The sequence below is a fragment of the Micrococcus sp. EWR3.9.1 genome (assembly GCF_052615555.1).
Genome location: NZ_JBQXFD010000006.1, coordinates 50,357 through 74,881 on the forward strand (window position 1 = coordinate 50,357; position 24,525 = coordinate 74,881).

Sequence of the window (24,525 nt, forward strand, 5' to 3'; positions counted from 1 at the left end):
GACGATGACCATCACCCGCCGGGCCGCCCTGACGGGCCTGCTCGGGGGCGCCGCCCTCGGGTTCACCGCCTGCACCTCCTCCGGCTATCCCGCCGACCCGGACGGCACCCTGGACCGCGTCACGGGCGGGGTGCTGCGCGCCGGCGTCGTGCACCACCCGCCCCACGTGGACGCCTCGGGCGCCGAGCCCGTCGGCCCCGAGCCCGACCTGATCCGCGGCTTCGCCGCGGCGCACGACGCACGCGTCGAGTGGACCGTGGCCGGGGAGGAGGCGCTCATGACCGCACTGGAGAAGGGCGACGTGGACCTGGTGGCCGGCGGCCTGACCTCGGCGTCCCCGTGGACGTCGCACGCGAGCATCACCCGCGACTACGCCGAGGCGCAGGGTCCGGACGGCGAGCCGGTGAAGCTCGTGATGGCCGTGCCCCTGGGTGAGAATCAGATGCTCACGGCCCTCGAGGCGTACTTCGACCAGCGCGCAGCGGAGGCTGCCCGATGACGCGGCAGGACACCCGCGAGAGGGGGCCGAGCGGGCGCCGGTTCGGCGCCACGGAGCTGCCCCCGGAGATCGAGCGCGTGGTCCAGCAGGCCAAGCGGCTCGAATGGGCGACGCTGGGGGTGCTGGTGGTCACGATCGTCCTCGTGGCGGTCGTGATGGGCTCCTCGCAGGCCATGCGTGCCGCGTGGATCGAGGACCTGCTCTCCCTGATCCCGCCGATCGCGTTCCTCGTCGCCCTGCGCGTGGCCCGCATGGCCCCGACGCGGGCCCGGCCCTACGGCTCTCACCGGTCCGTCGGGGTGGGGCACCTCGTGGCCGCCGTCGCCCTGTCCGTGATGGGCGTGGTCCTCGTCGGCGACTCCGTGCTGGGCCTGGTGACGGCGGAGCACCCGCCCATCGGCACGTTCGACCTGTTCGGGCACACCGTGTGGCAGGGCTGGTTCATGATGGCCGTGATGGCCCTGTCCGTGCCCGGGCCCATGATCCTCGGCCACAAGAAGCTCAAGCTGGCCGAGCAGCTCCACGACCGCGTGCTGTACGCGGACGCGGACATGAACAAGGCGGACTGGCAGACGGGCGTGGCGACCATCGTCGGCGTGGCCGGCATCGGCCTGGGCTGGTGGTGGGCGGACTCCGCTGCGGCGATCTTCGTGGGCGTGAGCATCGTGCTGGACGGCTGGAAGAACCTGAAGGAGGCCGTCACGAACCTGGCAGACCGCCGCGCCGCCACGATCGACGGCGCCCGACCGCACCCGCTCATCGACCGTGCCGAGCGGGTCGCCTGGGCGGAGCCGTGGGTGCGCCACGCGGGCGCCCGCGTCCGGGATGAGGGCCACGTGTTCCACGTGGAGATGTTCGTGGTGCCGCACGAGGGGGCGGACGTGACGGTGGCCCGCTGCTGCGCGCTGCGGGACGCGATCACCGCCCTGGACTGGAAGCTGCAGGACGTCGTCGTCGCCCCGGTGGACGAGCTGCCTGCCGAGGTGCACGGCGGTCGGTCCGGGGAGCATCAGACGGGCGAGGAGTAGCCCGGGCCTCAGCCGTGCAGGAACCGTCCCTCGAGAGTGGCGGAGGTGATGCGCTGGACCTCGCGCTGCTGGTCGGCGGCCCTCTGACGCAGAGCGTGCATCTCGGCGGCGTCGACCGCCGGCAGGTGCGACGCGAGCTGTTCGAGGACGTGCCACATCGCGGACTTGGCCTGGAGCATGCCCTGCAGCAGGTCCAGTTCGATCTGCGTCCAGCCGGAGCCGCGCGTGCGCAGCGCGTTCACGGGGTTGAGGCGTCCACCGACCTCGGCCGCCGCGCCGGCGGCCCGGTCCACCAGGGGGGTGCGGAGGCCCAGTTCGCCGATGAGCGCCTCGAGGCGGTCCTGGTCGTCCTGGACGGCGTCGCCGAGGCGGCGCAGCGCGGCCTCCTGCGGGGTGCCGGCCCAGGTCTGCTCGGCGGCGCGGAACGCCTTCACACCGGAGCGGGAGCCGAGCAGGTGCTGATTGAGGAAGTCCTCCAGCATCTGCTCGTCCACGGCGGCGGAGGTGGACTCGGGGCGGGGGTGCTCATGGCCGGTCATGGGCCCTGTGTACGAAACGTGCGGGCGTGGCGGCAAGGGGCCGGGCGCGCTCAGACGCTGACGACCTCGACCGGCTGCCCCGGGTCCGCGCCGAACCACGCGTCGGAGGGGGCGACGCCGTCGCGCACCAGGCGTGCGCCGAGCGCGGCGACCATCGCCCCGTTGTCGGTGCACAGGTCCACGGGCGGGACGGTCAGCTCGATGCCCGCGGAGCGGCACCGGTCGGCGAGCAGGGCGCGCAGGCGCGAGTTCGCCGCGACGCCGCCGCCGAGCATCAGGTGGGTGAGCCCGTGCTCGCGGCAGGCGCGGACGGCCTTGGCGGTGATCACGTCCGCGACGGCCTCCTGGAAGGAGGCGGCGATGTCCGCGCGCGGCACCTCGAGGCCGCGGGCCTCGAACTGCTCCACGGCGCGGGAGACGGCGGTCTTCAGCCCGGAGAAGGACCAGTCGTGCCGGTGCGGGCCGGGCTCCTCGGCGCTGCCGACGAACTTGCCCGCGGTGAGCCCGCGCGGGAAGCGGAAGGCCGTCGGGTCGCCCTGGGCGGCGAGCCGGTCGATCACGGGGCCCCCGGGGTAGCCCGCCCCGATGAGCCGGGCGACCTTGTCGTACGCCTCGCCGGCCGCGTCGTCGATGGTCGAGCCCAGCAGCTCGACCTCGGAGCTGATCCGGCCCACGCGCAGGATCTCGGTGTGCCCGCCGGAGACGAGCAGCGCGCCCAGGTCCGCGGGCAGGTCGTCCCACTGCGCGGGCCGCACGCCGTCCAGCATGCCGACGCCCACGTGCGCCACGAGATGGTTGATGCCGTAGAGGGGCGTGCCGAGGGCCGTGGCGAGCGCCTTCGCCCCCGCGACCCCCACCATGAGCGCGCCCGCCAGACCCGGGCCGGAGGTGACGGCGATCGCGTCGAGGTCCTCGAGGGTGACGTCGGCGGTGTCCAGGGCGCGGCGGATCGTGGGCACGAGGGCCTCGAGGTGGGCGCGGGCGGCGATCTCCGGGATCACGCCGCCGAAGCGCACGTGCTCCTCGACGGAGGAGGCGACCTCGTGGGCCAGCAGGGCGGTGCCGCGGACGACGCCGACGCCGGTCTCGTCGCAGGAGGACTCGATGCCGAGCACGAGGGGGGCTGCGGTGGCGGTGGGCATGGGCTCCAGTCTAGTGAGCGGCCCGGTCACAGGGCCTTGCGCATGATCACGGCGTCCTCGCCGCCCGGGTAGTAGCGGCGGCGCACATGCAGCTCCTCGAATCCGTGGCGCGCGTAGAGCCGCCGGGCGGCGGCGTTGGAGGCCCGGACCTCGAGCATGAGCGAGCTCGCGCCGCGCGCCGCGGCCTCCGCGGCCATCCAGCGCAGCTGGGCCGCCCCGATCCCCCGCCCCTGCGCCGCCGCGACCGTGCCCACGGTCTGCACGTCGGCGACGTCGCCGACCACCATGATCCCGCCGTAGCCGACGATCTCGCCGGGGGCGGGGCCGTCGTCGTCCGTGGAGCCGGGCGCGGCCACATCGCGGACGACCACGCGGTAGTCCCGGGTGGGCGGGCGGCCGTGCGCGTCCCGTCCGCCGGCGGGGCCGGTCTGGGCGAGCTCCTTCTCGTAGAAGTGCGCGGGCCAGGCGTCGAGCGGGAAGAGCGTGGCCTCGTGGGCGAGCACCTCGGGGATGTCCCACACGGTCATGGGGCGCAGCAGGTACCCGGGCGGCAGCCCGTGCTCCTCCTCGGCCGGGCGCCCGTCGCCGGCCGGGGCCGGCTCGGCCGGGCTCACGCGCCCGCCCGCTTGCGGGGGCCGGGGACCTTGGCGTCGGACTCGCGCAGGTAGAGCGGCTCGGCGGGCACGAGGCCGCGGCCGCGCCGCAGGGCGAGCTCGGCCACCTGCCCCACCCCGACGGCGGACGGCGTGGCCGTCTCCCAGCCCGGCACCGCGCGCAGCGCCTCGGGGTAGAGCCCGGCCCCCGCGCCGTAGACGGGCAGCGGGGTGACCTCGTCCGCCGGCGAGACGAAGGGGCCGTGCAGCAGGGTCGACTGCCCGCCGACCTGCGCGTAGTGGGCCCAGTAGACCTCGCGGCGGCGGGCGTCCGTGGCGACCACGAACTCCTCGATCCCGTGGCGGAAGGCGTCGACGCCGGCCGCGTGGGCGAGCGCGTCGAGGCTGCGGACCCCGTGCACGGGCACGTCCCAGGCCAGGCCGAGGGCGGCCGCCGTCGCCAGGCCCGCGCGCAGCCCCGTGAAGGGTCCGGGGCCGACGCCGACCGCGAGCGCGTCCAGCGCGGTGCCGGTGACGCCGGCCTCGCCGAGCACGGTCTGCACCGCGGGGGCGAGCACCTCGGCGTGGGCGTGGGTGTCGTCCGTGGCCCAGCGCGCGAGCTCCTCACCGTCCCGCAGGACGGCGACGGAGGCGGCGGCGGAGGAGTCGATCGCGAGGAGCAGGGCCATGGCGGCCAGTCTACGGAAGCACGACGCCGGCCCAGCGCGGGCCGCGGCCGGTCACGATGGCCGAGCGCAGCTCCTCGGCCTGGCTTCCGTCCTCGTCGGAGAAGTCGGTGACGATGCCGTCCTCGCCCTCCCCCGCGGAGGCGGCGGGGGCGTCCTCACCCCCGCGGGCCCGGACGATCTCGATGTCCAGCCACGAGGCGTCCGGGTCCTCGGGGAACCCGGCGAGGGACTCGGCCATGCCCCGGCCCCACTCGACGACGGTCACGGAGCGGTCCACGCTCGCGTCCAGGTCGAGGTCCGTGAGCTCCCCCGCCGAGCGCAGCCGGTACGCGTCCACGTGCACGAGGTCCGGGGCGCCCGCCGGGGCGTCGGCCGGGGCGGGGTGGACGCGGGAGAGGACGAACGTCGGCGAGACCACGCCGGAGGCCACGCCGAATCCGCTGGCCAGCCCCTGGGTGAAGGTCGTCTTGCCCGCGCCGAGGTCGCCCGTGAGGATCAGCACGTCGCCGGCGCGGAGCACCGCGGCGAGGGCGCGGCCGAACGCCCGGGTGCCCTCGGCGCCCTCGAGCGGGACCGTCGCCGTCAGCACGGGCTCGGGCAGGGTCGGGCCGGGGGCGGGGATCGCGTGGTCGCTCATGGGCGGGCCTCCTGGGTCGGTGTGGGGTCCACGTGCTGCCGGTCCACGCGGCCTCCGATGCGGGTCACCAGCTCGTAGTTGATCGTCCCGGCGGCCGCGGCCCACTCCTCCACCGGGATGCCGGAGGCCGGTCCGAACAGCTCGACGGCGTCGCCGGGCGCGTCCGCGGCGTCCGGGCCGAGGTTCACCACGAACTGGTCCATCGCGATGCGGCCCACCACGGGGACGGTCCGGCCGCCGACGTGGACGCGCGTGCCCTCGACGACGCGCGGGACGCCGTCGGCGTAGCCGACGGGCACGAGCCCGAGGGTGGTGGGCTCCGCCGTGACGTGGCGGAACCCGTAGGACACGCCCTGCCCGGCGGGGACGGCCTTGACGTTGGCCAGGACGGTGACGAGGGACATGGCCGGGCGCAGCCCGAGCTCGGCGGCGGTGACGTCCGCGAACGGGGAGAGCCCGTACAGGCCCAGGCCGACGCGCACCATGTCCAGGTGCGTGTCCGGCCGGGCGAGGGTGGCGGGCGTGTTGGCCAGGTGCCGCAGCAGTGGGTGGCCGAGCGTCTCGGCGGCCTCGGCGGCCATCCGCTCGAACCGCAGCAGCTGCGCCGTGGTCTCGGCGGCCCGGTCCGGCTCGTCCGCCACGCCGAGGTGGGAGAACACGCCCTCCACCCGCACGAGGCCCGCGGCCTCGAGCTCGGCGGCACGCGCGACGAACGCGGGCCACCGCTCGGGCGTGCAGCCGTGGCGACCCAGGCCGGTGTCCGCCTTCAGGTGCAGGGCGGCGCGGGCCTCGGGTCCGGCCCCGCCGCGGGCCCGCAGCCCGCGGACGGCGTCGGCGACGGCGTCGAGGTCCCAGCCCGAGACGCCGAGGGTCACCTCCGCCTCCACCGCGGCGGCGAAGTCCGTGGCCCCGGTGTGCAGCCACGCGAGCACGGGCAGGCGCACCCCCGCCGCGCGCAGGGCCAGGGCCTCGCGCACGTGGGCCACGCCGAGCCGGTCCGCGCCGGCGGCCGCGGCGGCGCGGGCGACGGCCACCGCGCCGTGGCCGTAGGCGTCGGCCTTGACGACGGCGGTCAGCAGCGGCCGGCTGCCGTCCGGGCGGCGGATCCGCTCCTGCAGCACGCCCACGTTGTGCCGGACGGCCGCCAGGTCGATGCGTGCGGCGCGCTCGGTGTCCACCGGGCTGACGTCGGCGCGGCTCATCGGACGGCCTCCGGCTCGGCGTCGTCCGGCCACCACAGGCGCGCGACGCGCGCCCCCAGCGCGGTCGGCAGCGTGGCCGTGGTGATCCGTCCGGCGCGGGCCTGCTCGGCCCCGGCCCGGGCGTGCAGCCAGGCGGCCGCCGCCGCGAGCCGAGCCGTGGGCGCCGGGCCCGGATTCTCCCCGGCCCGGCGCGCCCGCGAGCGCCGCGCCACGTCCGCGGCCAGGACGGCGCCGATCGCCCCGGAGAGCACGTCGCCGGTGCCGCCCATCGCGAGGTCGGGTCCGCCGCCGGTCACGGCCCACGCCTCGCCGTCCGGGGCGACCACGAGGGTGCGCGGACCCTTGAGCAGGACGGTGGCGCCGTGTTCGGACGTCCACGCGCGGAGGGCGGCGAGCGGGTCGGCGGCGTCGGCGCCGTCCGCGGGGACGCGCTCACGCAGGCGGGACCACTCCCCGGCGTGCGGTGTCAGGACCACGGGCGTGCCGGCAGCGCGCAGCGTCCGCAGCTCGGCGGCGGTGACCAGGTCCAGGGCCGAGGCGTCGGCGACCAGGGCCGCCTCCGGCCGTTCCTCGAGCGCGGCGAGGACGCCGGCCCAGCGCCGCCGCGCGTCGTGCTCGGTGTCCAGGCCGGGACCGGCCACCCAGGCGTCCGCGCGCGACGGCTCGGGCCCCTCCGCCGAGACCAGCGCCTCGGGGTGGGCGGCGAGCACCAGGTCCCGGGTGGTCTGCGGGCCGGCGTGGTGCACCATGCCCGCGCCCGCCTGCAGCGCGCCCGCGCTCGCGAGCACGGCGGCCCCCGGGTAGCGCTCCGATCCGGCGACGACGGCCACCACGCCGCGCGTGTACTTGTGGGCCTCGGCCGCGGGGGCCGGGTGGGCGGCCCGTGCGGCGGCCTCGTCCATCACGCCCAGCCGCGTGGCCGGCGACGTCGGCAGGTGCGGTCCCAGCCCGATGTCCACCACGTGCACGACGCCCGCGCGCGCGGCCCCCTCCCCGAGGACGAGGCCGGACTTGAGGGCGCCGAACGTCACGGTCGCGTCCGCGGACAGGGCCTCCCCCCGCACCTCGCCGGTGTCCGCGTCCACACCGGAGGGCACGTCGCACGCCAGCACGAGCGCGTCCGCCGGCAGGGCGCGCGCCGCGGCGGGCAGCTCATACTCGCCGGTGAAGCCCGTGCCGAGCACGCCGTCCACCACGAGCGCGGCCTCGGGCGGCACCGCGTCGGCACGTCGTCCCCCGGCCGCCCGCAGCGCAGCCCAGCCCTCGGCGTGCCAGCGCGGGACGCCGTCGTCGTCCCGGCGGACGGGCACGGCGACCGCGGCCACGCCCCGGCGGCGCAGGAAGGCGAGGGCGAACAGCGCGTCCCCGCCGTTGTTGCCGGGGCCGACGAGGGCGGCCACGGTCGCCCCGGCCACGGGGCCGCGCTCACGCAGCAGGGCGGCGGCGTGCTCGGCCAGGGCCCAGGCGGCGGCGCGCATCAGCTCCGGGCCGCGCCCGGCCGCGAGCAGGGGCTCCTCGGCCGTGCGCACGGCCGAGCCGGTCACGGCGATGCGGGTCAGGTCATCGGCGGTCATGCGGACTCCTCCTCGGCCGCGCGGCGTTCGGCGACCACGTAGGCGGTGGCGACGTCCCCGTCATGGCTGAGGGAGAGGTGCCAGTGGGTGATGCCCAGGGCCTCGGCCTGGGCCTGCACGGTGCCGGTCAGGTGCACGGTGGGGCGGCCGTCGCCGTGGTCCGGGCGCGGGATCCAGCAGTGGTGCCATATCATCCCGGGCGGGGCGCCCATGGCCTTGGCGATCGCCTCCTTGGCGGCGAAGCGCGCGGCCAGCGAGCGCAGCGGCAGGTCCCGCTCGTCCTCGGTGAACAGGCGTGCGCGCAGCGCCGGGGTGCGCTCGAGCTGCGCCCGGAACCGCGGGACGTCCACCACGTCCACCCCCACGCCGACGATCACGCCGCCCCCGCCCGCCGGGCGCCCACGACGACGGCGCCGGCCTCGTCCCCGACGGGCTGCCCGCGCAGTCGCTTGGCCAGGTCGAGCGGCCACTGCAGCACGCCGGGCAGCTGCTGGTCGCAGCCCGGCGTGAGCATCGCCTTCCCGTAGGCCAGCACGCCGTAGACGCCGTGCTGCAGGCGGCCGAGCCGGTCGAAGCCGGCGTCGAACGCGTACAGGGACACACGGCCCTCCTCGGGTGTGAGGCACCGCTCCGCCAGCAGCCGCGCACGCTCCACGTGCTGGTGGAAGGTGAGCACGCCCAGGTGGTGCAGGCCCAGCTCGCGCATGCGGTCGGCCGCGTGGACGACCTCGCCCTGGGTGGTCACCGGATCGGGCGCGAAGCACTCGACGGTGACGCCTTCCAGCCGCGGGTCGCGCTCCTCCGGGCCGCCGCACAGCTTCTCGTGCCCGTCCGGCCCCAGGTACGCGGAGACGAAGAGCCGGTCGGTGACACCGGACGCGGCGAGCTCGATCGCGGCGTCGTAGACGCGGGGCTGGCTGTAGAGGACGAGGAGGGCGTCCACGCGCGGTGCGTCGTCCGGGTGCGGGTCCGTCACGGCGTGCGTGGCCCATCCCGCGCCGAAGGCCAGTCCCAGCGCCGCCAGGGTCGCCACGGTGGCGCAGAGGGCCCGCGCCCACCGCGGCAGGCCACGGCGGACGCGCCCCCGGTCGACCCGCTCGTTCATGCGCCCTCGGGGACCTGCCGCAGCACGACGGTGGAGCGGGCCGGGAGCTCAAGCACGTCCCCGGCACGCACGCGGGGGTGCGAGCCGCTCGGGGCGACGTGGGACGAGGTGTCCACGACGACCTCCCACTCGGCCGGGAACGTGGGCCCGGGCAGGGTGTACGGCACGGGCTCCCACCACGCGTTCATGAGGACGTAGAAGTCCCGGTAGGGCTCCTCCCCTTCCTCGTCCCCGCGGGGGAGCGTGTGCCCGTTGAGGTAGAAGCCGATCGACCGGGCCTCGGCGCCCCAGTCGTCCTCCGTCTTGGCGGTCGCGTCCGGCTCGAGCCACACGATGTCCGGCAGGGGCGCCTCGATGTCGCGGGCCGCGGGGCGACCGTCGAAGTGGTGGCGACGGCGGAACACCGCGTGGTCACGGCGCAGCGCGATCAGGTCGCGGGTGAACGCCACGAGCGAGTCGTCCATGGCGGACCAGTCGATCCACGAGATCTCGTTGTCCTGGCAGTAGACGTTGTTGTTGCCGCCCTGGGTGCGGCCCAGCTCGTCGCCGTGGCTGATCATGGGCACGCCCTGGCTGATCAGCAGGGTGGCCAGGAAGTTGCGGCGCTGGCGGGCGCGGAGCGTCACGACCTCGGGGTCGTCGGTCTCCCCCTCCACGCCGCAGTTCCACGAGCGGTTGTGCGCCTCGCCGTCGTTGTTGTCCTCGCCGTTGGCCTCGTTGTGCTTCTCGTTGTAGGAGACGAGGTCGCGCAGCGTGAAGCCGTCGTGGGCCGTGACGAAGTTCACGGACGCACCGGGGCCGCGCCCGTCCCCCTCATAGAGGTCGGCCGAGCCGGTCAGGCGGGTGGCGAACTCGCCGAGGGTGCCGGGCTCGCCGCGCCAGAAGTCGCGTACCGCGTCCCGGTACATGCCGTTCCACTCGGACCAGAGGCCGGGGAAGTTGCCCACCTGGTAGCCGCCCCAGCCCACGTCCCACGGCTCGGCGATGAGCTTGACGGTGCGCAGCACCGGGTCCTGGCGGACCACGTCGAAGAACCCGGAGAACATGTCCGGGCCCTGCTCCCCCTCCACCCGGGTGAGGGTGGTGGCCAGGTCGAACCGGAAGCCGTCCACGTGCATCTCGGTGACCCAGTAGCGCAGGGAGTCCATGACCAGCTGGAGGGCCTTGGGGCTGGAGAGGTCCACCGAGTTCCCGGTGCCCGTGTAGTCCATGTAGTGCCGCTCGTCGCCCTCGACGAGGTGGTAGTAGCCGGCGTTGTCCAGCCCGCGCAGGCTGAGCATGGGGCCCTTGTCGTTGCCCTCGGCCGTGTGGTTGTAGACCACGTCGAGGATCACCTCGAGACCAGCGGCGTGCAGGTCCTTCACCATCTGCTTGAACTCGCGGACCTGGCCGCCCACCTCCGAGGAGGAGGCGTAGGCGGCGTGCGGGGCGAAGAAGCCGAGCGTGTTGTAGCCCCAGTAGTTGCTCAGCCCCTTCTCCTGCAGGGTGGCGTCGTTGACGAACTGGTGCACGGGCATCAGCTCGACGGCGGTCACCCCGAGCTCGGTCAGGTGGCGGACCACCTCCGGGTGGGCCATGCCCGCGTAGGTGCCGCGCAGCTCCTCGGGGACGGCGGGGTGCAGCTTGGTCATGCCCTTGACGTGGGTCTCGTAGATCACCGTGTCCGTGAGCTCGACGGCGGGTGGGGCGTCATCGCCCCAGTCGAAGTCCTCGGCGACGACGACGCCGAGCATGCTCGTGCCCAGGTTGTCCGAGGTGTCGATGCGGTCCGGCTCGTCGAAGTCGTACGAGTGGTGCTGCTGGCCCCACTCGTAGTCGCCGGTGAACGCCCGCGCGTACGGGTCCACGAGGATCTTGGCCGGGTTGTGCCACAGGCCGCGGGCGGGGTCCCAGGGGCCGTGCACGCGGTAGCCGTAGCGCTGCCCGTGGCCGATGCCCGCCACGTGGGCGTGCCATGTGGTGCCGTGCCGCTCCTCGAGAGGGATGCGCGTCTCCGTGCCGTCGTCGGCGACGAGGCACAGCTCGACCGCCTCCACCTCGCGGGAGACCGCGAGGGCGAAGTTGGTGCCGGTCTCGTCCACGGTGGCCCCGAGGGGGTACGGCTGGCCGATCTCCACTGTGTGCATGACTCTCCGGGGTCTCGTCGTGCGGCCCGCCGGGTGCGGCGGGCCTCCTGGGGGAGTCTACTGGCGCGGGAGGACACCGTCCCGGACGCGTCGCGGGCCCGGCCGCTGTGTGGCGGCCGGGCCCGGCAGGAGAGGTCTCGGTGGCCTCAGCGGCGGATCACTCCACCGTGACGGACTTGGCGAGGTTGCGCGGCTGGTCCACGTCGTAGCCCTTCGCCGTGGCGAGCTCGAGGGCGAAGATCTGCAGCGGGACCGTGGTCAGCAGCGGCATGAGCATGGGCTGGGTCTCGGGGACCTCGAAGACGACCTCGGCCTGGCCGCGCACGGCCGCGTCGCCGCGCTCGGCGACGGCGAAGGTGCGGGCGCCGCGGGCGCGGACCTCCTGGATGTTCGAGACCACCTTGGCGTGCAGCGAGTGACGGTCCAGGGGCGAGGGCATGACCACGAAGACCGGCTGGCCGTCGTCGATCAGGGCGATCGGGCCGTGCTTGAGCTCGCCCGCGGCGAAGCCCTCGGCGTGGATGTAGGCGAGCTCCTTGAGCTTGAGCGCGCCCTCCATGGCCACCGGGTAGCCGACGTTGCGGCCGAGGAACAGGACGGAGGTGGCGTCGGCCATCGAGCGGGCGAGCTCCTTGACCTGGTCCTTGGCGGCGAGGATCTCCTCGATCTTGCCGGGGATCGCCCCGAGGTCCGCCAGGATGTCCTTGATCTGGCCGCTGAACAGCTTCTTGTTCAGCTGGGCCAGGTACAGGCCCAGCAGGTAGGCGGCGGTGATCTGCGCCAGGAACGCCTTGGTGGAGGCGACGGCGATCTCGGGGCCGGCGTGCGTGTAGAGCACGGCGTCCGACTCGCGCGGGATCGTGGAGCCGTTGGTGTTGCAGATGGACACGGTGCGGGCGCCCTGCTCCTTGGCGTAGCGGACCGCCATGAGGGTGTCCATGGTCTCGCCGGACTGGGAGATGGACACCACGAGGGTGTGCGGGTCGATGATCGGGTCCCGGTAGCGGAACTCGTGGGAGAGCTCCACCTCCACGGGGATCCGGCACCAGTGCTCGATGGCGTACTTGGCCACCGTGCCCGCGTAGGCGGACGTGCCGCACGCCAGGACGATGATCTTGTCGACCGCCTTGAGCTCCTCGGGGTCGATCCGCAGCTCGTCCAGCGTCAGGGTGCCGGTGGCGTCCGTGCGGCCCAGCAGGGTGTCCTGCACGGCCTGGGGCTGGTCGTGGATCTCCTTCTCCATGAAGGTCTCGAAGCCGCCCTTCTCCGCGGCCGAGGCGTCCCAGTCCACGGTGAAGCGCTTGCCCTCGGCGGGGCCGCCCCGGAAGTCCGAGATCTCGACGGCGTCGGCCGTGATGGTCACGACCTGGTCCTGCTCGAGCTCGATGGCCTCGCGGGTGAAGTCGATGAAGCCGGAGACGTCCGAGCCGAGGAAGTTCTCCCCCTCGCCCAGGCCGACGACGAGCGGCGAGTTGCGGCGCGAGGCCACCACGCGGTCGGGGTGGTCCACGTGCACGGCCAGCAGGGTGAAGGCACCCTCGAGGCGCTGGGAGGCCAGCTGCATGGCGCGGGTCAGGTCCTGGCCGGCCGCGTTCCGATAGACGTCGGCGAGCAGGTGGGCGGCCACCTCGGTGTCCGTCTCGGAGAGGAACTCGACGCCCTTGGCGAGCAGCTCCTCGCGCAGCTCGGCGTAGTTCTCGATGATGCCGTTGTGGATGAGCGCCAGCCGGCCCTCGTCCGCCACATGCGGGTGGGCGTTGCGGTCGGTGGGGCCGCCGTGGGTGGCCCACCGGGTTTGGCCGATGCCGACGAGGCCGGTGGGGGTGGGGTGCTCGGCGAGCTCCTCGGCGAGGTTGGCGAGCTTGCCCGCCTTCTTCCGGTGGTACAGCTGACCGCCGTCCACCACGGCCACACCGGCGGAGTCGTATCCGCGGTATTCAAGACGACGCAGGCCCTCCATCAGGACGTCGAGAGCGCCGTGCTCACGATCCGACTGGGGCTGGCCGATGTATCCGACGATTCCGCACATGCGCACGAGAATACCGGGCTGGACCCGACTTCGGCGCACGGCGGGCCGCGTCACCCCGTCCGGGACGAGAACCCCGCGGGGTTGGCCTCCTGCCAGGCCCAGAGGTCCCGCACCATCGCGGTCACATCGCGTCGGGCGTGCCAGCCCACCTCGGCGCCGATCGCGTCCACGGCGGCGCACGACTCGGCGATGTCCCCGGGCCGGCGCTCGACCACGCGGTAGGGGATGCGGCCGCCCGTGACCGCCTCGAAAGCGCGCACCATCTCGAACACGGTGACGCCCTCGCCCCGGCCGATGTTCCAGACCCGGGTCGTCGTACCGCCCCCGGTCGCCACCCGGGCCGCGAGCCATTCGAGCCCGGCCACGTGCGCCTCCGCGAGGTCCATCACGTGGATGAAGTCGCGCACGGCGCTGCCGTCGCGCGTGTCGAAGTCCGCGCCGAACACCCGCAGCTCGGGGTACGCGCCGGAGGCCACCCGCGCCACGAAGGGCATGAGGTTCGCCGGCACCCCGCTCGGGTCCTCGCCCAGCCGCCCGGAGGGATGCGCGCCGACCGGGTTGAAGTAGCGCAGCATCGCCAGCCCGCCGCCGTCGACCGTGGCGCAGACGTCGCGCAGCACCTGCTCCGCCATGAGCTTGGAGTGCCCGTAGGGCGAGACCGGGTCTGTGGCGGCGTCCTCGGCGACCGGCACCGGCGCGCGGTCGCCGTACACGGTCGCCGAGGAGGAGAACAGGACCGTGCGGGCGCCGGCCGCGAGCGCGGCCTCGGCGACGGCGGCCGTGCCGCCCACGTTCACGTCGTAGTAGGCGGCGGGGCGGGTCATCGACTCGGTGGGCGACTTCAGCCCGGCGAAGTGCACGAGTGCGGCCGGACCGAAGTCCGCGAGCGCCCCGCGATAGTCCTCGGGGCGGCGGATGTCGGCCACGTGCAGGCGCAGCCGCGACCCGCCCAGGCGCGTTCCGGCGAGCTCGGCGACGCGCTCGAGCGACGTCGTCGTCGCCGTGACCAGGCTGTCCAGGACGAGGACGTCGTGGCCCGCCTCGAGCAGCGTGAGCACGGTATGGGATCCCAGGTATCCGGCGCCGCCGGTCACGAGAACGCGCATGGGCCGATCCTATCCGGGCCCTGTGACGTCACGCGGGGGCCCGCTCCGGGCGGGCCGCGGCCATAATGGATCGGGTGACCTACACCCCCCCGACCTCCGAGCTGCCCCTCGTGGGCCCCGAGGAGCCCGCGGACGCCGTGCCCGACGGCCACCAGCGCTCCCCCTTCGTGGAGCTGGACCGCCAGACCTGGGCCCGTCTCGCCTCGGAGATGGCGCAGCCCTTCGACCAGGCGGACGTGGAGCGTCTGCGCGGCCTCGGCGAGCATCTGTCCCTTCGCGAGGTTGCCGAGGTCTACCTTCCGCTCTCGCGCCTGCTGAGCATCAACGTGGAGGCCTCCGCGGCCCTGCGCAGCGCGACCAACGCGTTCCTCGGCGAGCGGACGGGGCGCACCCCGTACGTGATCGGGGTGGCCGGGTCGGTCGCCGTCGGCAAGTCGACGACGGCGCGCGTGCTCCAGGAGATGCTGCGCCGCTGGCCGACCACGCCGCGCGTCGAGCTGGTCACCACGGACGGGTTCCTGCACCCCAACGCGGTGCTGCACGAGCGCGGCATCCTGTCCCGCAAGGGCTTCCCCGAGTCCTACGACCGCCGCGCGCTGCTGCGCTTCATGGCGGACGTCAAGTCCGGGGCGCAGGAGGTGCGCGCGCCCGTGTACTCGCACATCACCTACGACATCGTGCCGGGCGAGGAACAGGTGGTGCACCGTCCCGACGTGCTGATCGTGGAGGGACTCAACGTGCTGGCCCCGCCGCGCACCCGGGCCGACGGCACCGCCGGGCTCTCCGTCTCCGACTTCTTCGACTTCTCGGTGTACGTGGACGCGCGCGCGTCCTGGATCCGGTCCTGGTACATCGACCGGTTCATGGGTCTGCGCTCGGGGGCCTTCGCCGACCCGCGCAGCTACTTCCACCGGTACTCCTCCCTGTCGGACGCCGAGGCTCAGGCGACGGCCGAGTCCATCTGGGACTCCATCAACGGCCCGAACCTCGAGCAGAACGTGCGCCCGACCCGCGGGCGCGCCCGGCTGGTGCTCACGAAGAACGCGCAACACGAGGTGACCCGCGTGCTGCTGAGGAAGGTCTGACCCATGCGTCGCACCCTCCCTCTCGCCGCGCTGGCCGCGCTCGCGCTGCTCGCGGCCGGTTGCGGCACGCCCGCCGCGTGCCCGTCCTCGGCGACGCCGGCTTCCGGCTCCGCGAGCGCGGCCGCGTCGTCCCGCGCCGCCTCGAGCACGGCGCCGTCGTCGAGCACGCACGCCGACCCGGCCGCCCTCGACGTCGTCGTGAACAAGACCCGCCCCGTGGCCCCGCCCGACTGGGCGCCCTCGGATCTGCTGGCCGTGCCCGGCAGCGAGCTGCCCCTGCGGGCGGAGGCCGCGACGGCGGCCGGCGACCTGCTGGATGCCGCCGCGGCGGCGGGCCACCGCCTCACCACCCTGAGCGCCTACCGCTCGTACGACTACCAGGTCCGGACGTACGGCCACTGGGTCGACGAGCTGGGCCGCGCCGAGGCCGACCGCGTCTCGGCGCGTCCGGGGCACTCCGAGCACCAGACCGGCCTGGCCTGGGACGTGGGCGACGCCGCGACCCCCGCGTGTGACCTGGAAGCGTGCTTCGGCGACACCGCCGCGGGCCGCTGGGTGGCCGCGCACGCCGCCGAGCACGGGTTCGTCATCCGCTACCCCGCCGGGGCCGAGGACGTGACGGGCTTCGCCCACGAGCCCTGGCACCTGCGCTATGTCGGGTCCGCGGAGGCGGCCCGGGTCGAGGCGGTCGGCGGCGTCCTCGAGACCGCATGGGGTCTGCCTCCGGCGCCCGACTACGCGGACTGAGACGCACGGCTCGCTCGACGCTGTACCGCGCCGCCTTCGTCACACGTAGGATTCTCGCCATGCTCCAGGGATTCAAAGACTTCATCATGAAGGGCAACGTCCTCGACCTCGCCGTCGCCGTCATCATCGGCGCCGCCTTCGGCAAGATCGTGAACGCGCTCGTCGAGGCGGTCCTCATGCCGCTCATCGCCGCCGCCGTGGGCTCGCCGAACTTCGACTCGTTCGCCGTGCTGACGGTCAACGGCAACGACGTGAAGTTCGGTGTGCTGCTCACCGCCATCGTCAACTTCCTGCTCATCGCCGCGGCCGTGTACTTCGCCATCGTGATGCCGATGAACAAGATGGTCGAGGCCCGCAACCGCCGCCTCGGCATCGACCCCGCCGAGGAGGAGGTGCCCGCCGACGTCGCCGTGCTCACCGAGATCCGCGACCTGCTCGCCGAGCGCCGCGGCGGCCCCACCTCCGGGACCACCGCCCTCTGATCTCCCCCTGTCCGACGCCGAAGGGCCCGGGACGACTCACGCGAGTCGCCCCGGGCCCTTCCTTCATGCCCTCGGCGGCACCGGGGCCGTGCCCTCAGGGCCGCGACGTCGTCCGGTCCGCGCTGGACCCGGCGTCCGGGGCGACCTCCGAGTCCTGCCGGTCCGGATCCAGGCACGGCAACCACTCCACGGGGGCGCTCTGCCGCGCACACACGGGCGCGTCCACGGCGAGGAACGCGGCCGACCACAGGACCGCCAGCCCCGCGAGCAGCCCCGCGAACAGGGTCCAGCGGCGGGGCCGGGGGGCCGCGTCCGACGTCATCGGTCCGGTCAGTCGTGCAGGCGCAGCTCGCGCTGCACGACGTCGGCCAGCACCTGGGCCTCCCGGCCGGCGGTCTCCTCGTCCGGGGCCTCGACCATGACGCGCACGACCGGTTCCGTGCCCGACGGGCGCAGCAGCACGCGGCCGGTCTCGCCGAGGCGGGCCTCCGCCTCGGCGACCGCCGCCTGGACGGCCTCGTCCTCGGCGGCGCGGGACTTGTCCACGCCGCGCACGTTCACGAGGACCTGGGGCAGCCGGTCCATCACCGCGGCCAGCTCGGAGAGCGGGGTGCCGGTCTCGGCGACGCGCGAGGCGAGCTGCAGGCCGGTGAGGACACCGTCACCGGTGGTGGCGTGGTCCGAGAAGATCACGTGGCCGGACTGCTCGCCGCCGAGCGAGTAGTCGCCGAGCTTCATGCCGGCCAGGACGTAGCGGTCGCCCACCTGGGTCTCGACGAGCTGGACGCCCTCCCGGCCCATGGCCAGCTTCAGGCCCAGGTTGGACATGACGGTCACGACCAGGGTGTCGTCCCGCAGGACGCCGCGGTCCTTGAGGGCCACGGCCATGACGCCCATGATCTGGTCGCCGTCGACGACCTCGCCGCGCTCGTCCACGGCGAGGCACCGGTCGGCGTCGCCGTCGTGCGCGATGCCGAGGTCCGCGCCGTGCTCGCGCACGGCCGCCTGGAGCTTCTCGAGGTGGGTGGAGCCGTAGCCGTCGTTGATGTTGAGCCCGTCCGGGGACGCGCCGATCACGACGACCTCCGCGCCGGCGGCGCGGAACGCCTCGGGCGAGCAGCCGGCGGCCGCACCGTGTGCGCAGTCCAAGACGACCTTGAGCCCGTCCAGCCGGTGCGGGAGGGTCTGCAGGAGGTGGAGGACGTAGCGGTCCTCGGCGTCCGCGAAGACGCGCACGCGGCCCACGTCCGCGCCCTGGGGCCGCCGCGGCGTCACGCCCTCGAGGTGACGGATGATCTCGTCCTCCTGCGCGTCGGTCAGCTTCTCGCCGCCGCGCGCGAGGAACTTGATGCCGTTGTCCGGGGCCGGGTTGTGGGAGGCGGAGATCATCACGCCGAAGTCGGCGTCCAGGTCCCCCACGAGATAGGCGGCGGCGGGGGTCGGCAGCACGCCCGCATCCCACACGTCCACGCCCGAGGACGCCAGGCCCGCCTGCACGGCGGCCGCGATGAACTCACCGCTGATGCGCGGGTCCCGGGCCACGACGGCGACCGGGCGTCGGCCGGCGTCGAAGGCCTCCGCGCCGAGGACGGGCGAGGCGGCCTGGGCCAGCTGGACGGACAACTCCACGGTGAGGGTCTCGTTGGCCAGGCCACGGACGCCATCGGTTCCGAACAATCTCGACATGATCAGTCAGTGTAGGGGCCGCCCCTGCGGCCTGCATCACGGGAGGGTCACGAAACGGGCCGGGGGGCGGTAGCATCGGACCGGTCGAGCCCCCGCGGCCGCGCCCGTCCGCTCACATCCGCCCGGGAGGCCCCGCCCCGAACCCGAAGGACCTCGATCCATGCCCGACGTGACCCCGCCCCCGCCCTCCCGTTCCTGGACGCGCCGCAGCGTGCTGGGCGGCACGGGCCTGGCGATCGCCGCCGGCGTGGCCGGCTGCGGGCGTGATGAGCAGGCCGAGCAGAGCTCGGAGGGCGACGAGCAGGCCACCCGCCTGCCCGCCCCGGACATCATCACCACCGCGCAGTGGGGCGCCATGCAGCCCAACTACTACCTGCAGACCCTGAACGAGCGCCCCTCCTACCTGGTGATCCACCACACCACCACTCCGAACGTCACGGACGGCTCCCGGGAGGCGGCGGAGAGCATCGCGCAGGTGATCCAGAACGCGCACATGGGCTCCGCGAACGACTGGGGCGACACCGGGCAGCACTTCACCGTCTCCCGCGGCGGCTTCGCGATGGAGGGCCGCCACGGCTCCCGGCACGCGCTCGAGGGCGGACAGACGTTCATGCTCGGCGTCCACGCGCTCGGTTTCAACGCGTATGCGCTCGGCATCGAGTGCGAGGGGCTGTACATGCTCAACCCGCCGCCGCAGAGCCTCTACGCCGGCCTGGTGCCGCTCGCCGCCTACATCTGCCAGCAGTACGAGCTGCCGCCGTCCCGCATCATCGGCCACCGCGACGTCACCGCCACCAGCTGCTGCGGCGACGCGTTCTACGCCAAGCTGCCGATCCTGCGCGAGGACGTCCGCCTCTCCCTGGCCTCGGGCGAGTACCACGTCTCGGAGGACTTCGGGGCGGACAACCTCTTCGACGACGCACACGTCACCCCGGAGTACCTGGAGGAGGAGCGCGGCTGAACCCGCACCCGCCCCCGCACACGACGGCGCCCCTCACCGGAAGATGAGGGGCGCCGTCGTGTGCGGCCCGGTCAGCGCACGCGCGGGAACGATCCGCCGGAGACCTCCCCGTACTCGGCCAGCTCGTTGGCCGGGCCGCAGACCTGCGGGGCGGGACGGTGGACGATGCGCTCGTCCTTGTCCGGGTAGGGCAGCGTGTGCAGCACATGGCGGATGGCCTCGAGGCGGGCGCGCTTCTCGTCGTTCGACTTCACGACGGTCCACGGGGCGTCGGCCGTGTGCGTGTAGAAGAACATGGCCTCCTTCGCGTTCGTGGAGTCGTCCCACTTGTCCCGGGAGGCCAGGTCGGTGGGCGAGAGCTTCCAGCGACGCACGGGGTCGGTCTCCCGCGCGGCGAAGCGGTTGAGCTGCTCACGCTGGGACACGGAGAACCAGAACTTGATGATGTGCACGCCGGAGTTGACGAGCATGCGCTCCAGCTCAGGGGTCTCGCGCATGAACTCGAGGTGCTGGATGTAGCGCTGGAAGTACCACTGCGAGGCCTCCTCCTCCGTGGGCTTCTCCAGGGCCACGGTCCGGGCGCCGCGGGGGTTGAGGTGCTCGTTGAAGCGCTTGATGGCGCCGCCCTTGCCGGCGGCGTCGCGGCCCTCGACGATGATCAGGACCTTCTGGCCGGTCTGCTTGACCCAGAGCTGCATCTTCAGCAGCTCGATCTGCAGCTCACGCTTGCGTCGCTCGTCGCTCTTGAGGCTGAGCTTGGGCTTGTACGGGTAGCCCTCACGCCAGGCCTGCGGGTCCGGGGTGGGGTCTTCTTCTCCCCGCCGAGCGTGCGGCCGAGCTCCCGGATCTCGTCCACCTCGGCGGCGTCGTCACGGGTCACGGCGAAGGGGTCCTGCGCGGCGTGCTCCACGCCGTGCTCGCCACGGGTGCGGGGTCAGGCGTAGGACTCCTGTTCTCGGCCACGGCGGCTCCTGAGGGTGTCTTCGACCGGACCGCGCACCGGACGGGCGAGCGGCCCGTCAGGGCGTCGTCGCCATGCGTCATCGTTTTGCCTCTGGGTCAGGTGCCGCCGGCCCACGGAGACCGCGGACGCCCCGCCCCGCTCGTGAGGAGCGGGACGGGGCGTCGGCGGGGGCACGGTGGGGACACCGTGCGGCGCAGGATCAGCGCTTCGAGAACTGCGAGGCCTTGCGGGCCTTCTTGAGGCCGGCCTTCTTGCGCTCGATGACGCGCGCGTCGCGGGTCAGGAAGCCGGCCTTCTTGAGCGCCGGGCGGTTGTGCTCGCGGTCGATCTCGTTGAGGGCGCGGGAGATGCCCAGGCGCAGCGCACCGGCCTGGCCGGAGGGGCCGCCGCCGTGGATGCGGGCGATCACGTCGTAGGCGCCGGTCAGCTCCAGCAGCGTGAAGGGGTCGGAGACCTCCTGCTGGTGCAGCTTGTTCGGGAAGTAGTTCTCCAGGGCGCGGCCGTTGATGGTCCACTGGCCGGAGCCGGGGACGAGGCGCACGCGGGCCACGGCCTCCTTGCGGCGGCCGACGGCGGAGCCGGGCACGGTCAGGGCCGGGCGCTCGGAGGCGGCGGGGGCCTCGGCGGTGGCGGTGGACTCAGAGGTGTAGCTCGTCAGCTCCACGTCGTCGTTCTCGTTGATGCTCATGGTTCTCCTCAGGGAAGGTCTGCGTCAGTGGCCCGCCGGGGTCACTGGGCGACCTGGCCGATCTCGAAGGTCTGGGGCTGCTGGGCGGTGTGCGGGTGCTCGGCGCCCTTGTACACCTTCAGCTTGGAGAGCTGCTGGGCGGCCAGCGAGTTCTTCGGGAGCATGCCCTTGACGGCCTTCTCCACGGCGCGGACCGGGTTGGTCTCGAGCAGCTCGGCGTAGGACTGCGACTTCAGGCCGCCCGGGTAGCCCGAGTGGCGGTAGGCGCGCTTCTTCTCGAGCTTGGCGCCGGTGAGGGCGACCTTCTCGGCGTTCACGATGATGACGTAGTCGCCCATGTCCATGTGGGGGGCGAACGTCGGCTTGTGCTTGCCGCGCAGGAGGGCGGCGGTGTGGGAGGCCAGGCGGCCGAGGACGACGTCGGTGGCATCGATGATGTGCCACTGACGGTCGGCGTCACCAGGCTTGGGAGAGTACGTACGCACGTTGTCTGCCTTCAGGGTCGGTGGTGGTCCACAGCACCTGCCCGCCGGGTCGTGATTCCGGCGCGCTCGCGCTGTCAGTTCTCCGTGCGCGCCGGTCCCCCAGGTGAGGGCTGGAAGGCGTCCGGGCCCGATGCCCCGGGGGTGCGGCGCGAGCTGAAGGCCATGCAACTGAGCCACTCGCGGCACGACGCATCCGGGTGCGGGCATGCGCAACGTCCACCCATCCTACCGAACGCGGGCCCCGGAGCCAAAAGCCGCCACCGCGGGCCACCCGGCTCACAGGGTCCGCTTCGCCCGGGTGTCCTCGGCGCGCCGGCGCAGCTCCTTCTCCTCGTCGGGATAGCCGACGGCGTGCAGCGTCAGCCCCCCGGGCGGGGCGAGGCGCACCTCGGAGTCGCGGGCCGGCCTCGCCACCCGGTGCGCGAGCCAACCGGGCTCGCGTGCCCCCTCCCCCACCTGGAGCAGCGCCCCGACGATCGCCCGGACCATGTTGTGGCAGAACGCGTCGGCCCGGATCCGGACGCGCACGACGCCGTCCTCATCGCGTCGCACCTCCAGGTGCTGGACCTCGCGGATGGTCGTGGCACCCGCGCGGGGCCGGCAGAAGGACAGGAAGTCGTGCAGTCCGAGGACGGCGTCGGCCTCCAGCGCCATGAGGCGATCGTCCAGGGCGGCGCCGTGCCAGTGGGTGAAGCCCCGCGTGCGCGGATCACGCGCGGCGGGTGCGTCGTCGATCCGGTACTCGTACTCGCGCCACAGCGCGCTGAACCGCGCGTCGAAGCCCGCGGGGGCCCGCCGCGCCCCGTGCACGACGACGGCCCCGCCCCACCCGGAGAGCACCCCGCCGAGGCGTCGGGTGAGGGAGGTGGCCGGCTCCAGGCCGGGCCGGCCGCGGGTCAGGCCCGCCCACTCCGTCTCGGCCAGGTCGAGGTGGACGACCTGGCCGCGCGCGTGCACCCCCGCGTCGGTGCGACCGGCGACCACCGTGCGCACGGGCCGGCGCAGGATCCGCTCGAGCCCGTCCTCCAGCGCACCCTGGACCGAGTCGAGACCGGGCTGGCGGGCCCAGCCGTGGAAGGTGCCGCCGTCGTAGGCCAGGTCCAGGCGGACTCGCACGGACGCGGGTTCCCCGGGCGCCGGCGGGGCGTCCGGGCGGTGCTGCTCGCTCATGCTGCTCCTCACGCGGGGCGGGGCCGGGACGGCAGAGGGCCGCCCACCGAGTGGTGGGCGGCCCTTCGCCGATGCGTCGTCACGGGGACGGACGCGGACTCAGGCGATGGCGTCAGGCCATCTTCTGGGCGGCCTCGCCACCCGCGGGCTCGAAGCCCGCGGCCTTGGCCTCCTCGACGGTGGAGAACCAGACCTCGGCGGTGGTCTGGTCGTACCAGCGCGAGCCGGGGACGTGGTACTTCTTCGAGCTGGCGTTGCCCTTGATGGTGGCTTCGGCCGGAGCCGAGCCGTCCTCGTTGGTGGGCACGGCGCCGTCGATCTCGGCGGCGGTCTCCTGCGACTCGGCCACGGTGACCTCCTCGGTGGCGGCCGGGTCGACGGCCTCCACCGGGGCGGACTCGGCCGGGGCGGCCGGCGCGGACGCGGCGGCCTGCTCGGCCTCACGCACCACGGCCTGCTTGCCGGAGATCGGGTCCATGATCAGCTCGATCACGGCCATGGGCGCGTTGTCGCCATGGCGGTTGCCGATCTTGGTGATGCGGGTGTAGCCGCCGTTGCGCTCGGCCATCGCGGGGCCGATCACGGTGAACAGCTCGTGCACGACCGCCTTGTTGGTGCGGTTCTTGGCGGCGATGAGACCCTGCACCTTGCGGCGGGCCGGCAGATCACCCTTCTTGGCGAAGGTGATCAGGCGCTCGGCGTACGGGCGCAGGCGCTTGGCGCGGGTGAGCGTCGTGGTGATCGACTTGTGCTCGAACAGCTGGGCGGACATGTTCGCCAGCATGATGCGCTCGTGGGCCGGGCTGCCGCCCAGACGCGGACCCTTGGTGGGGGTAGGCATGGTGTTTCTCCTCGGGTGGGACCCTTCAGCCGGCTGCGGCGTCGGGTCGAAGATGTCAGGTGGTGCGGAATCGGCTCAGAAGTCCGAGAACGGGTCGTCGTCCATCTGGCGCGCGTGCGCCTGCGGGTCGTAGCCGGCCGGCGAGTCCTTGAGGGACAGGCCCAGCTCCTGGAGCTTCTCCTTGACCTCGTCGATGGACTTCGCGCCGAAGTTGCGGATGTCCATCAGGTCGGCCTCGGAACGGCCCACGAGCTCGCCCACGGTGTGGATGCCCTCGCGCTTGAGGCAGTTGTACGAGCGCACGGTGAGCTCGAGCTCCTCGATCGGCTGGGCCAGGTCGGCGGAGCCCTCGACGACCTCGGGCTCGTCACCCAGGTCGATGCCCTCGGCCTCGACGTTGAGCGAGCGGGCCAGGCCGAACAGCTCGACCAGGGTGGAGCCGGCAGAGGCCACCGCGTCACGCGGCAGCATGTTCTCCTTGGTCTCCACGTCCAGGATCAGACGGTCGAAGTCGGTGCGCTGCTCCACACGGGTGGCCTCGACCTTGAAGGTCACCTTGAGGACCGGCGAGTAGATGGAGTCGACCGGGATACGGCCGATCTCCGCGTCCGCGGACTTGTTCTGGGCGGCGGTCACGTAGCCGCGACCGCGCTCGATGGTCAGCTCCATGTCGAACTTGCCCTTCGCGTTCAGGGTCGCGATGTGCAGGTCCGGGTTGTGGATCTCGACGCCGGCCGGCGCGGTGATGTCCGCGGCGGTGACGACGCCGGCCCCCTGCTTGCGCAGGTAGGCCACCACGGGCTCGTCGTTCTCCGAGGAGACGGAGAGCTTCTTGATGTTGAGGATGATCTCGGTGACATCCTCCTTGACTCCGTTGACGGTGCTGAACTCGTGCAGCACGCCGTCCACGCGGATGCTGGTCACGGCAGCACCGGGGATCGACGAGAGCAGAGTGCGGCGCAGGGAGTTGCCGAGGGTGTAGCCGAAGCCGGGCTCCAGGGGCTCGATGACGAACCGGGAACGACGGTCGGAGACGACCTCTTCGGTCAGCGTGGGGCGCTGTGCAATGAGCACGGACATTTCCTTTCGGCGAGCGTCCGCCATATGACGCACGCGGTGGGTGGAAACGAGGACGGGGTGGGGGCAG

The 24,525-nt window shown here is 73.7% G+C and carries 25 protein-coding genes and 1 pseudogene; 6 read left to right on the plus strand and 20 right to left on the minus strand.

Annotation, left to right across the window (positions count from 1 at the left end; all coding sequences use genetic code 11):
* Positions 1–4: 4 nt before the first annotated feature.
* Together ACUJ8O_RS05520 and ACUJ8O_RS05525 are read left to right on the plus strand one after the other, a co-directional pair.
* Positions 5–499 carry an ABC transporter substrate-binding protein gene (locus ACUJ8O_RS05520; RefSeq protein WP_159228144.1) on the plus strand — a complete coding sequence of 165 codons (495 nt, stop codon included), beginning with the start codon at positions 5–7 and terminating at the stop codon, positions 497–499.
* Positions 496–1,527 carry a cation diffusion facilitator family transporter gene (locus ACUJ8O_RS05525; protein ID WP_371506781.1) on the plus strand — a complete coding sequence of 344 codons (1,032 nt, stop codon included), beginning with the start codon at positions 496–498 and terminating at the stop codon, positions 1,525–1,527. The genes ACUJ8O_RS05520 and ACUJ8O_RS05525 overlap by 4 nt, the downstream gene beginning before the upstream one ends.
* Positions 1,528–1,535: 8 nt before the next feature.
* Here ACUJ8O_RS05525 and ACUJ8O_RS05530 read toward each other — a convergent pair whose 3' ends face one another.
* The 12 genes from ACUJ8O_RS05530 to galE all read right to left on the minus strand — a co-directional run bounded on the left by ACUJ8O_RS05530 (position 1,536) and on the right by galE (position 14,269).
* The gene (locus ACUJ8O_RS05530) at positions 1,536–2,066 is read right to left on the minus strand and encodes a hypothetical protein (protein ID WP_095346370.1); all 531 of its coding nucleotides are present in this window, start codon (positions 2,064–2,066) and stop codon (positions 1,536–1,538) included.
* 50 nt (positions 2,067–2,116) lie between these two features.
* Complete coding sequence (gene tsaD, locus ACUJ8O_RS05535) at positions 2,117–3,208, minus strand: tRNA (adenosine(37)-N6)-threonylcarbamoyltransferase complex transferase subunit TsaD (protein ID WP_095346368.1); 1,092 nt, start codon at positions 3,206–3,208, stop codon at positions 2,117–2,119.
* A gap of 26 nt (positions 3,209–3,234) precedes the next feature.
* On the minus strand, positions 3,235–3,822 hold the full coding sequence (locus tag ACUJ8O_RS05540) for a GNAT family N-acetyltransferase (RefSeq protein ID WP_095346366.1): 588 nt from the start codon (positions 3,820–3,822) through the stop codon (positions 3,235–3,237).
* A complete protein-coding gene (gene tsaB / locus ACUJ8O_RS05545; RefSeq protein WP_134416853.1) occupies positions 3,819–4,490 on the minus strand; it encodes a tRNA (adenosine(37)-N6)-threonylcarbamoyltransferase complex dimerization subunit type 1 TsaB in 672 nt (223 codons plus the stop codon). The genes ACUJ8O_RS05540 and tsaB overlap by 4 nt, the downstream gene beginning before the upstream one ends.
* A gap of 10 nt (positions 4,491–4,500) precedes the next feature.
* Positions 4,501–5,127: a tRNA (adenosine(37)-N6)-threonylcarbamoyltransferase complex ATPase subunit type 1 TsaE gene (gene tsaE, locus ACUJ8O_RS05550; protein ID WP_445373222.1), complete on the minus strand. Its 627-nt coding sequence runs from the start codon at positions 5,125–5,127 to the stop codon at positions 4,501–4,503.
* Positions 5,124–6,329, minus strand: coding sequence for an alanine racemase (gene alr / locus ACUJ8O_RS05555; protein ID WP_445373223.1), 1,206 nt, complete (start codon positions 6,327–6,329; stop codon positions 5,124–5,126). Before alr ends, tsaE begins: the two co-directional genes overlap by 4 nt.
* On the minus strand, positions 6,326–7,903 hold the full coding sequence (locus tag ACUJ8O_RS05560) for an NAD(P)H-hydrate dehydratase (protein ID WP_445373224.1): 1,578 nt from the start codon (positions 7,901–7,903) through the stop codon (positions 6,326–6,328). The genes alr and ACUJ8O_RS05560 overlap by 4 nt, the downstream gene beginning before the upstream one ends.
* Complete coding sequence (locus ACUJ8O_RS05565; protein WP_371506783.1) at positions 7,900–8,280, minus strand: holo-ACP synthase; 381 nt, start codon at positions 8,278–8,280, stop codon at positions 7,900–7,902. Before ACUJ8O_RS05565 ends, ACUJ8O_RS05560 begins: the two co-directional genes overlap by 4 nt.
* The gene (locus ACUJ8O_RS05570) at positions 8,277–9,008 is read right to left on the minus strand and encodes a hypothetical protein (protein ID WP_060973419.1); all 732 of its coding nucleotides are present in this window, start codon (positions 9,006–9,008) and stop codon (positions 8,277–8,279) included. Before ACUJ8O_RS05570 ends, ACUJ8O_RS05565 begins: the two co-directional genes overlap by 4 nt.
* Positions 9,005–11,134, minus strand: coding sequence for a glycogen debranching protein GlgX (gene glgX / locus ACUJ8O_RS05575; protein WP_060973418.1), 2,130 nt, complete (start codon positions 11,132–11,134; stop codon positions 9,005–9,007). Before glgX ends, ACUJ8O_RS05570 begins: the two co-directional genes overlap by 4 nt.
* A gap of 157 nt (positions 11,135–11,291) precedes the next feature.
* Positions 11,292–13,163 carry a glutamine--fructose-6-phosphate transaminase (isomerizing) gene (gene glmS / locus ACUJ8O_RS05580; RefSeq protein WP_170748024.1) on the minus strand — a complete coding sequence of 624 codons (1,872 nt, stop codon included), beginning with the start codon at positions 13,161–13,163 and terminating at the stop codon, positions 11,292–11,294.
* 50 nt (positions 13,164–13,213) lie between these two features.
* Positions 13,214–14,269, minus strand: coding sequence for a UDP-glucose 4-epimerase GalE (galE, locus tag ACUJ8O_RS05585; protein WP_170748023.1), 1,056 nt, complete (start codon positions 14,267–14,269; stop codon positions 13,214–13,216).
* 74 nt (positions 14,270–14,343) lie between these two features.
* Here galE and coaA point away from each other — a divergent pair, with 74 nt between their 5' ends.
* Genes coaA through mscL form a run of 3 tightly spaced genes read left to right on the plus strand, consistent with a single transcriptional unit; the run spans position 14,344 to position 16,583 of the window.
* Positions 14,344–15,354, plus strand: coding sequence for a type I pantothenate kinase (coaA, locus tag ACUJ8O_RS05590; RefSeq protein ID WP_036383009.1), 1,011 nt, complete (start codon positions 14,344–14,346; stop codon positions 15,352–15,354).
* Between the two features lie 3 nt (positions 15,355–15,357).
* Entirely contained in the window at positions 15,358–16,101 is a 744-nt protein-coding gene (locus tag ACUJ8O_RS05595; protein WP_371506784.1) for a M15 family metallopeptidase, read from the plus strand.
* A gap of 59 nt (positions 16,102–16,160) precedes the next feature.
* Entirely contained in the window at positions 16,161–16,583 is a 423-nt protein-coding gene (mscL, locus tag ACUJ8O_RS05600) for a large conductance mechanosensitive channel protein MscL (RefSeq protein ID WP_063190071.1), read from the plus strand.
* Positions 16,584–16,677: 94 nt separating this feature from the next.
* Here mscL and ACUJ8O_RS05605 read toward each other — a convergent pair whose 3' ends face one another.
* Both ACUJ8O_RS05605 and glmM read right to left on the minus strand, forming a co-directional pair.
* Positions 16,678–16,905, minus strand: a complete 228-nt coding sequence (locus ACUJ8O_RS05605; protein WP_010080407.1) for a hypothetical protein — start codon at positions 16,903–16,905, stop codon at positions 16,678–16,680.
* Between the two features lie 8 nt (positions 16,906–16,913).
* The gene (gene glmM / locus ACUJ8O_RS05610) at positions 16,914–18,269 is read right to left on the minus strand and encodes a phosphoglucosamine mutase (RefSeq protein WP_029248315.1); all 1,356 of its coding nucleotides are present in this window, start codon (positions 18,267–18,269) and stop codon (positions 16,914–16,916) included.
* A gap of 160 nt (positions 18,270–18,429) precedes the next feature.
* Between glmM and ACUJ8O_RS05615 the strand changes: the two genes are divergently transcribed.
* Positions 18,430–19,230 (plus strand): peptidoglycan recognition protein family protein, encoded by an 801-nt coding sequence (locus ACUJ8O_RS05615; RefSeq protein ID WP_063190069.1) that lies wholly within the window; start codon positions 18,430–18,432, stop codon positions 19,228–19,230.
* 71 nt (positions 19,231–19,301) lie between these two features.
* Here the strand turns inward: ACUJ8O_RS05615 and ACUJ8O_RS05620 are convergent.
* The 6 genes and pseudogenes from ACUJ8O_RS05620 to ACUJ8O_RS05645 form a co-directional block, all read right to left on the minus strand.
* Positions 19,302–20,113: pseudogene (locus ACUJ8O_RS05620) on the minus strand (polyphosphate kinase 2); the annotation flags it as partial.
* A gap of 280 nt (positions 20,114–20,393) precedes the next feature.
* Entirely contained in the window at positions 20,394–20,882 is a 489-nt protein-coding gene (rpsI, locus tag ACUJ8O_RS05625; RefSeq protein ID WP_036381561.1) for a 30S ribosomal protein S9, read from the minus strand.
* Positions 20,883–20,923: 41 nt separating this feature from the next.
* Positions 20,924–21,367, minus strand: a complete 444-nt coding sequence (rplM, locus tag ACUJ8O_RS05630) for a 50S ribosomal protein L13 (RefSeq protein WP_036337972.1) — start codon at positions 21,365–21,367, stop codon at positions 20,924–20,926.
* A gap of 276 nt (positions 21,368–21,643) precedes the next feature.
* Positions 21,644–22,537: a tRNA pseudouridine synthase A gene (locus tag ACUJ8O_RS05635; RefSeq protein ID WP_158184327.1), complete on the minus strand. Its 894-nt coding sequence runs from the start codon at positions 22,535–22,537 to the stop codon at positions 21,644–21,646.
* A 112-nt stretch (positions 22,538–22,649) separates the two neighbouring features.
* On the minus strand, positions 22,650–23,378 hold the full coding sequence (rplQ, locus tag ACUJ8O_RS05640; RefSeq protein WP_049160472.1) for a 50S ribosomal protein L17, sunset domain variant: 729 nt from the start codon (positions 23,376–23,378) through the stop codon (positions 22,650–22,652).
* Between the two features lie 75 nt (positions 23,379–23,453).
* On the minus strand, positions 23,454–24,452 hold the full coding sequence (locus tag ACUJ8O_RS05645) for a DNA-directed RNA polymerase subunit alpha (protein WP_049146318.1): 999 nt from the start codon (positions 24,450–24,452) through the stop codon (positions 23,454–23,456).
* Between the last annotated feature and the right edge of the window lie 73 nt (positions 24,453–24,525).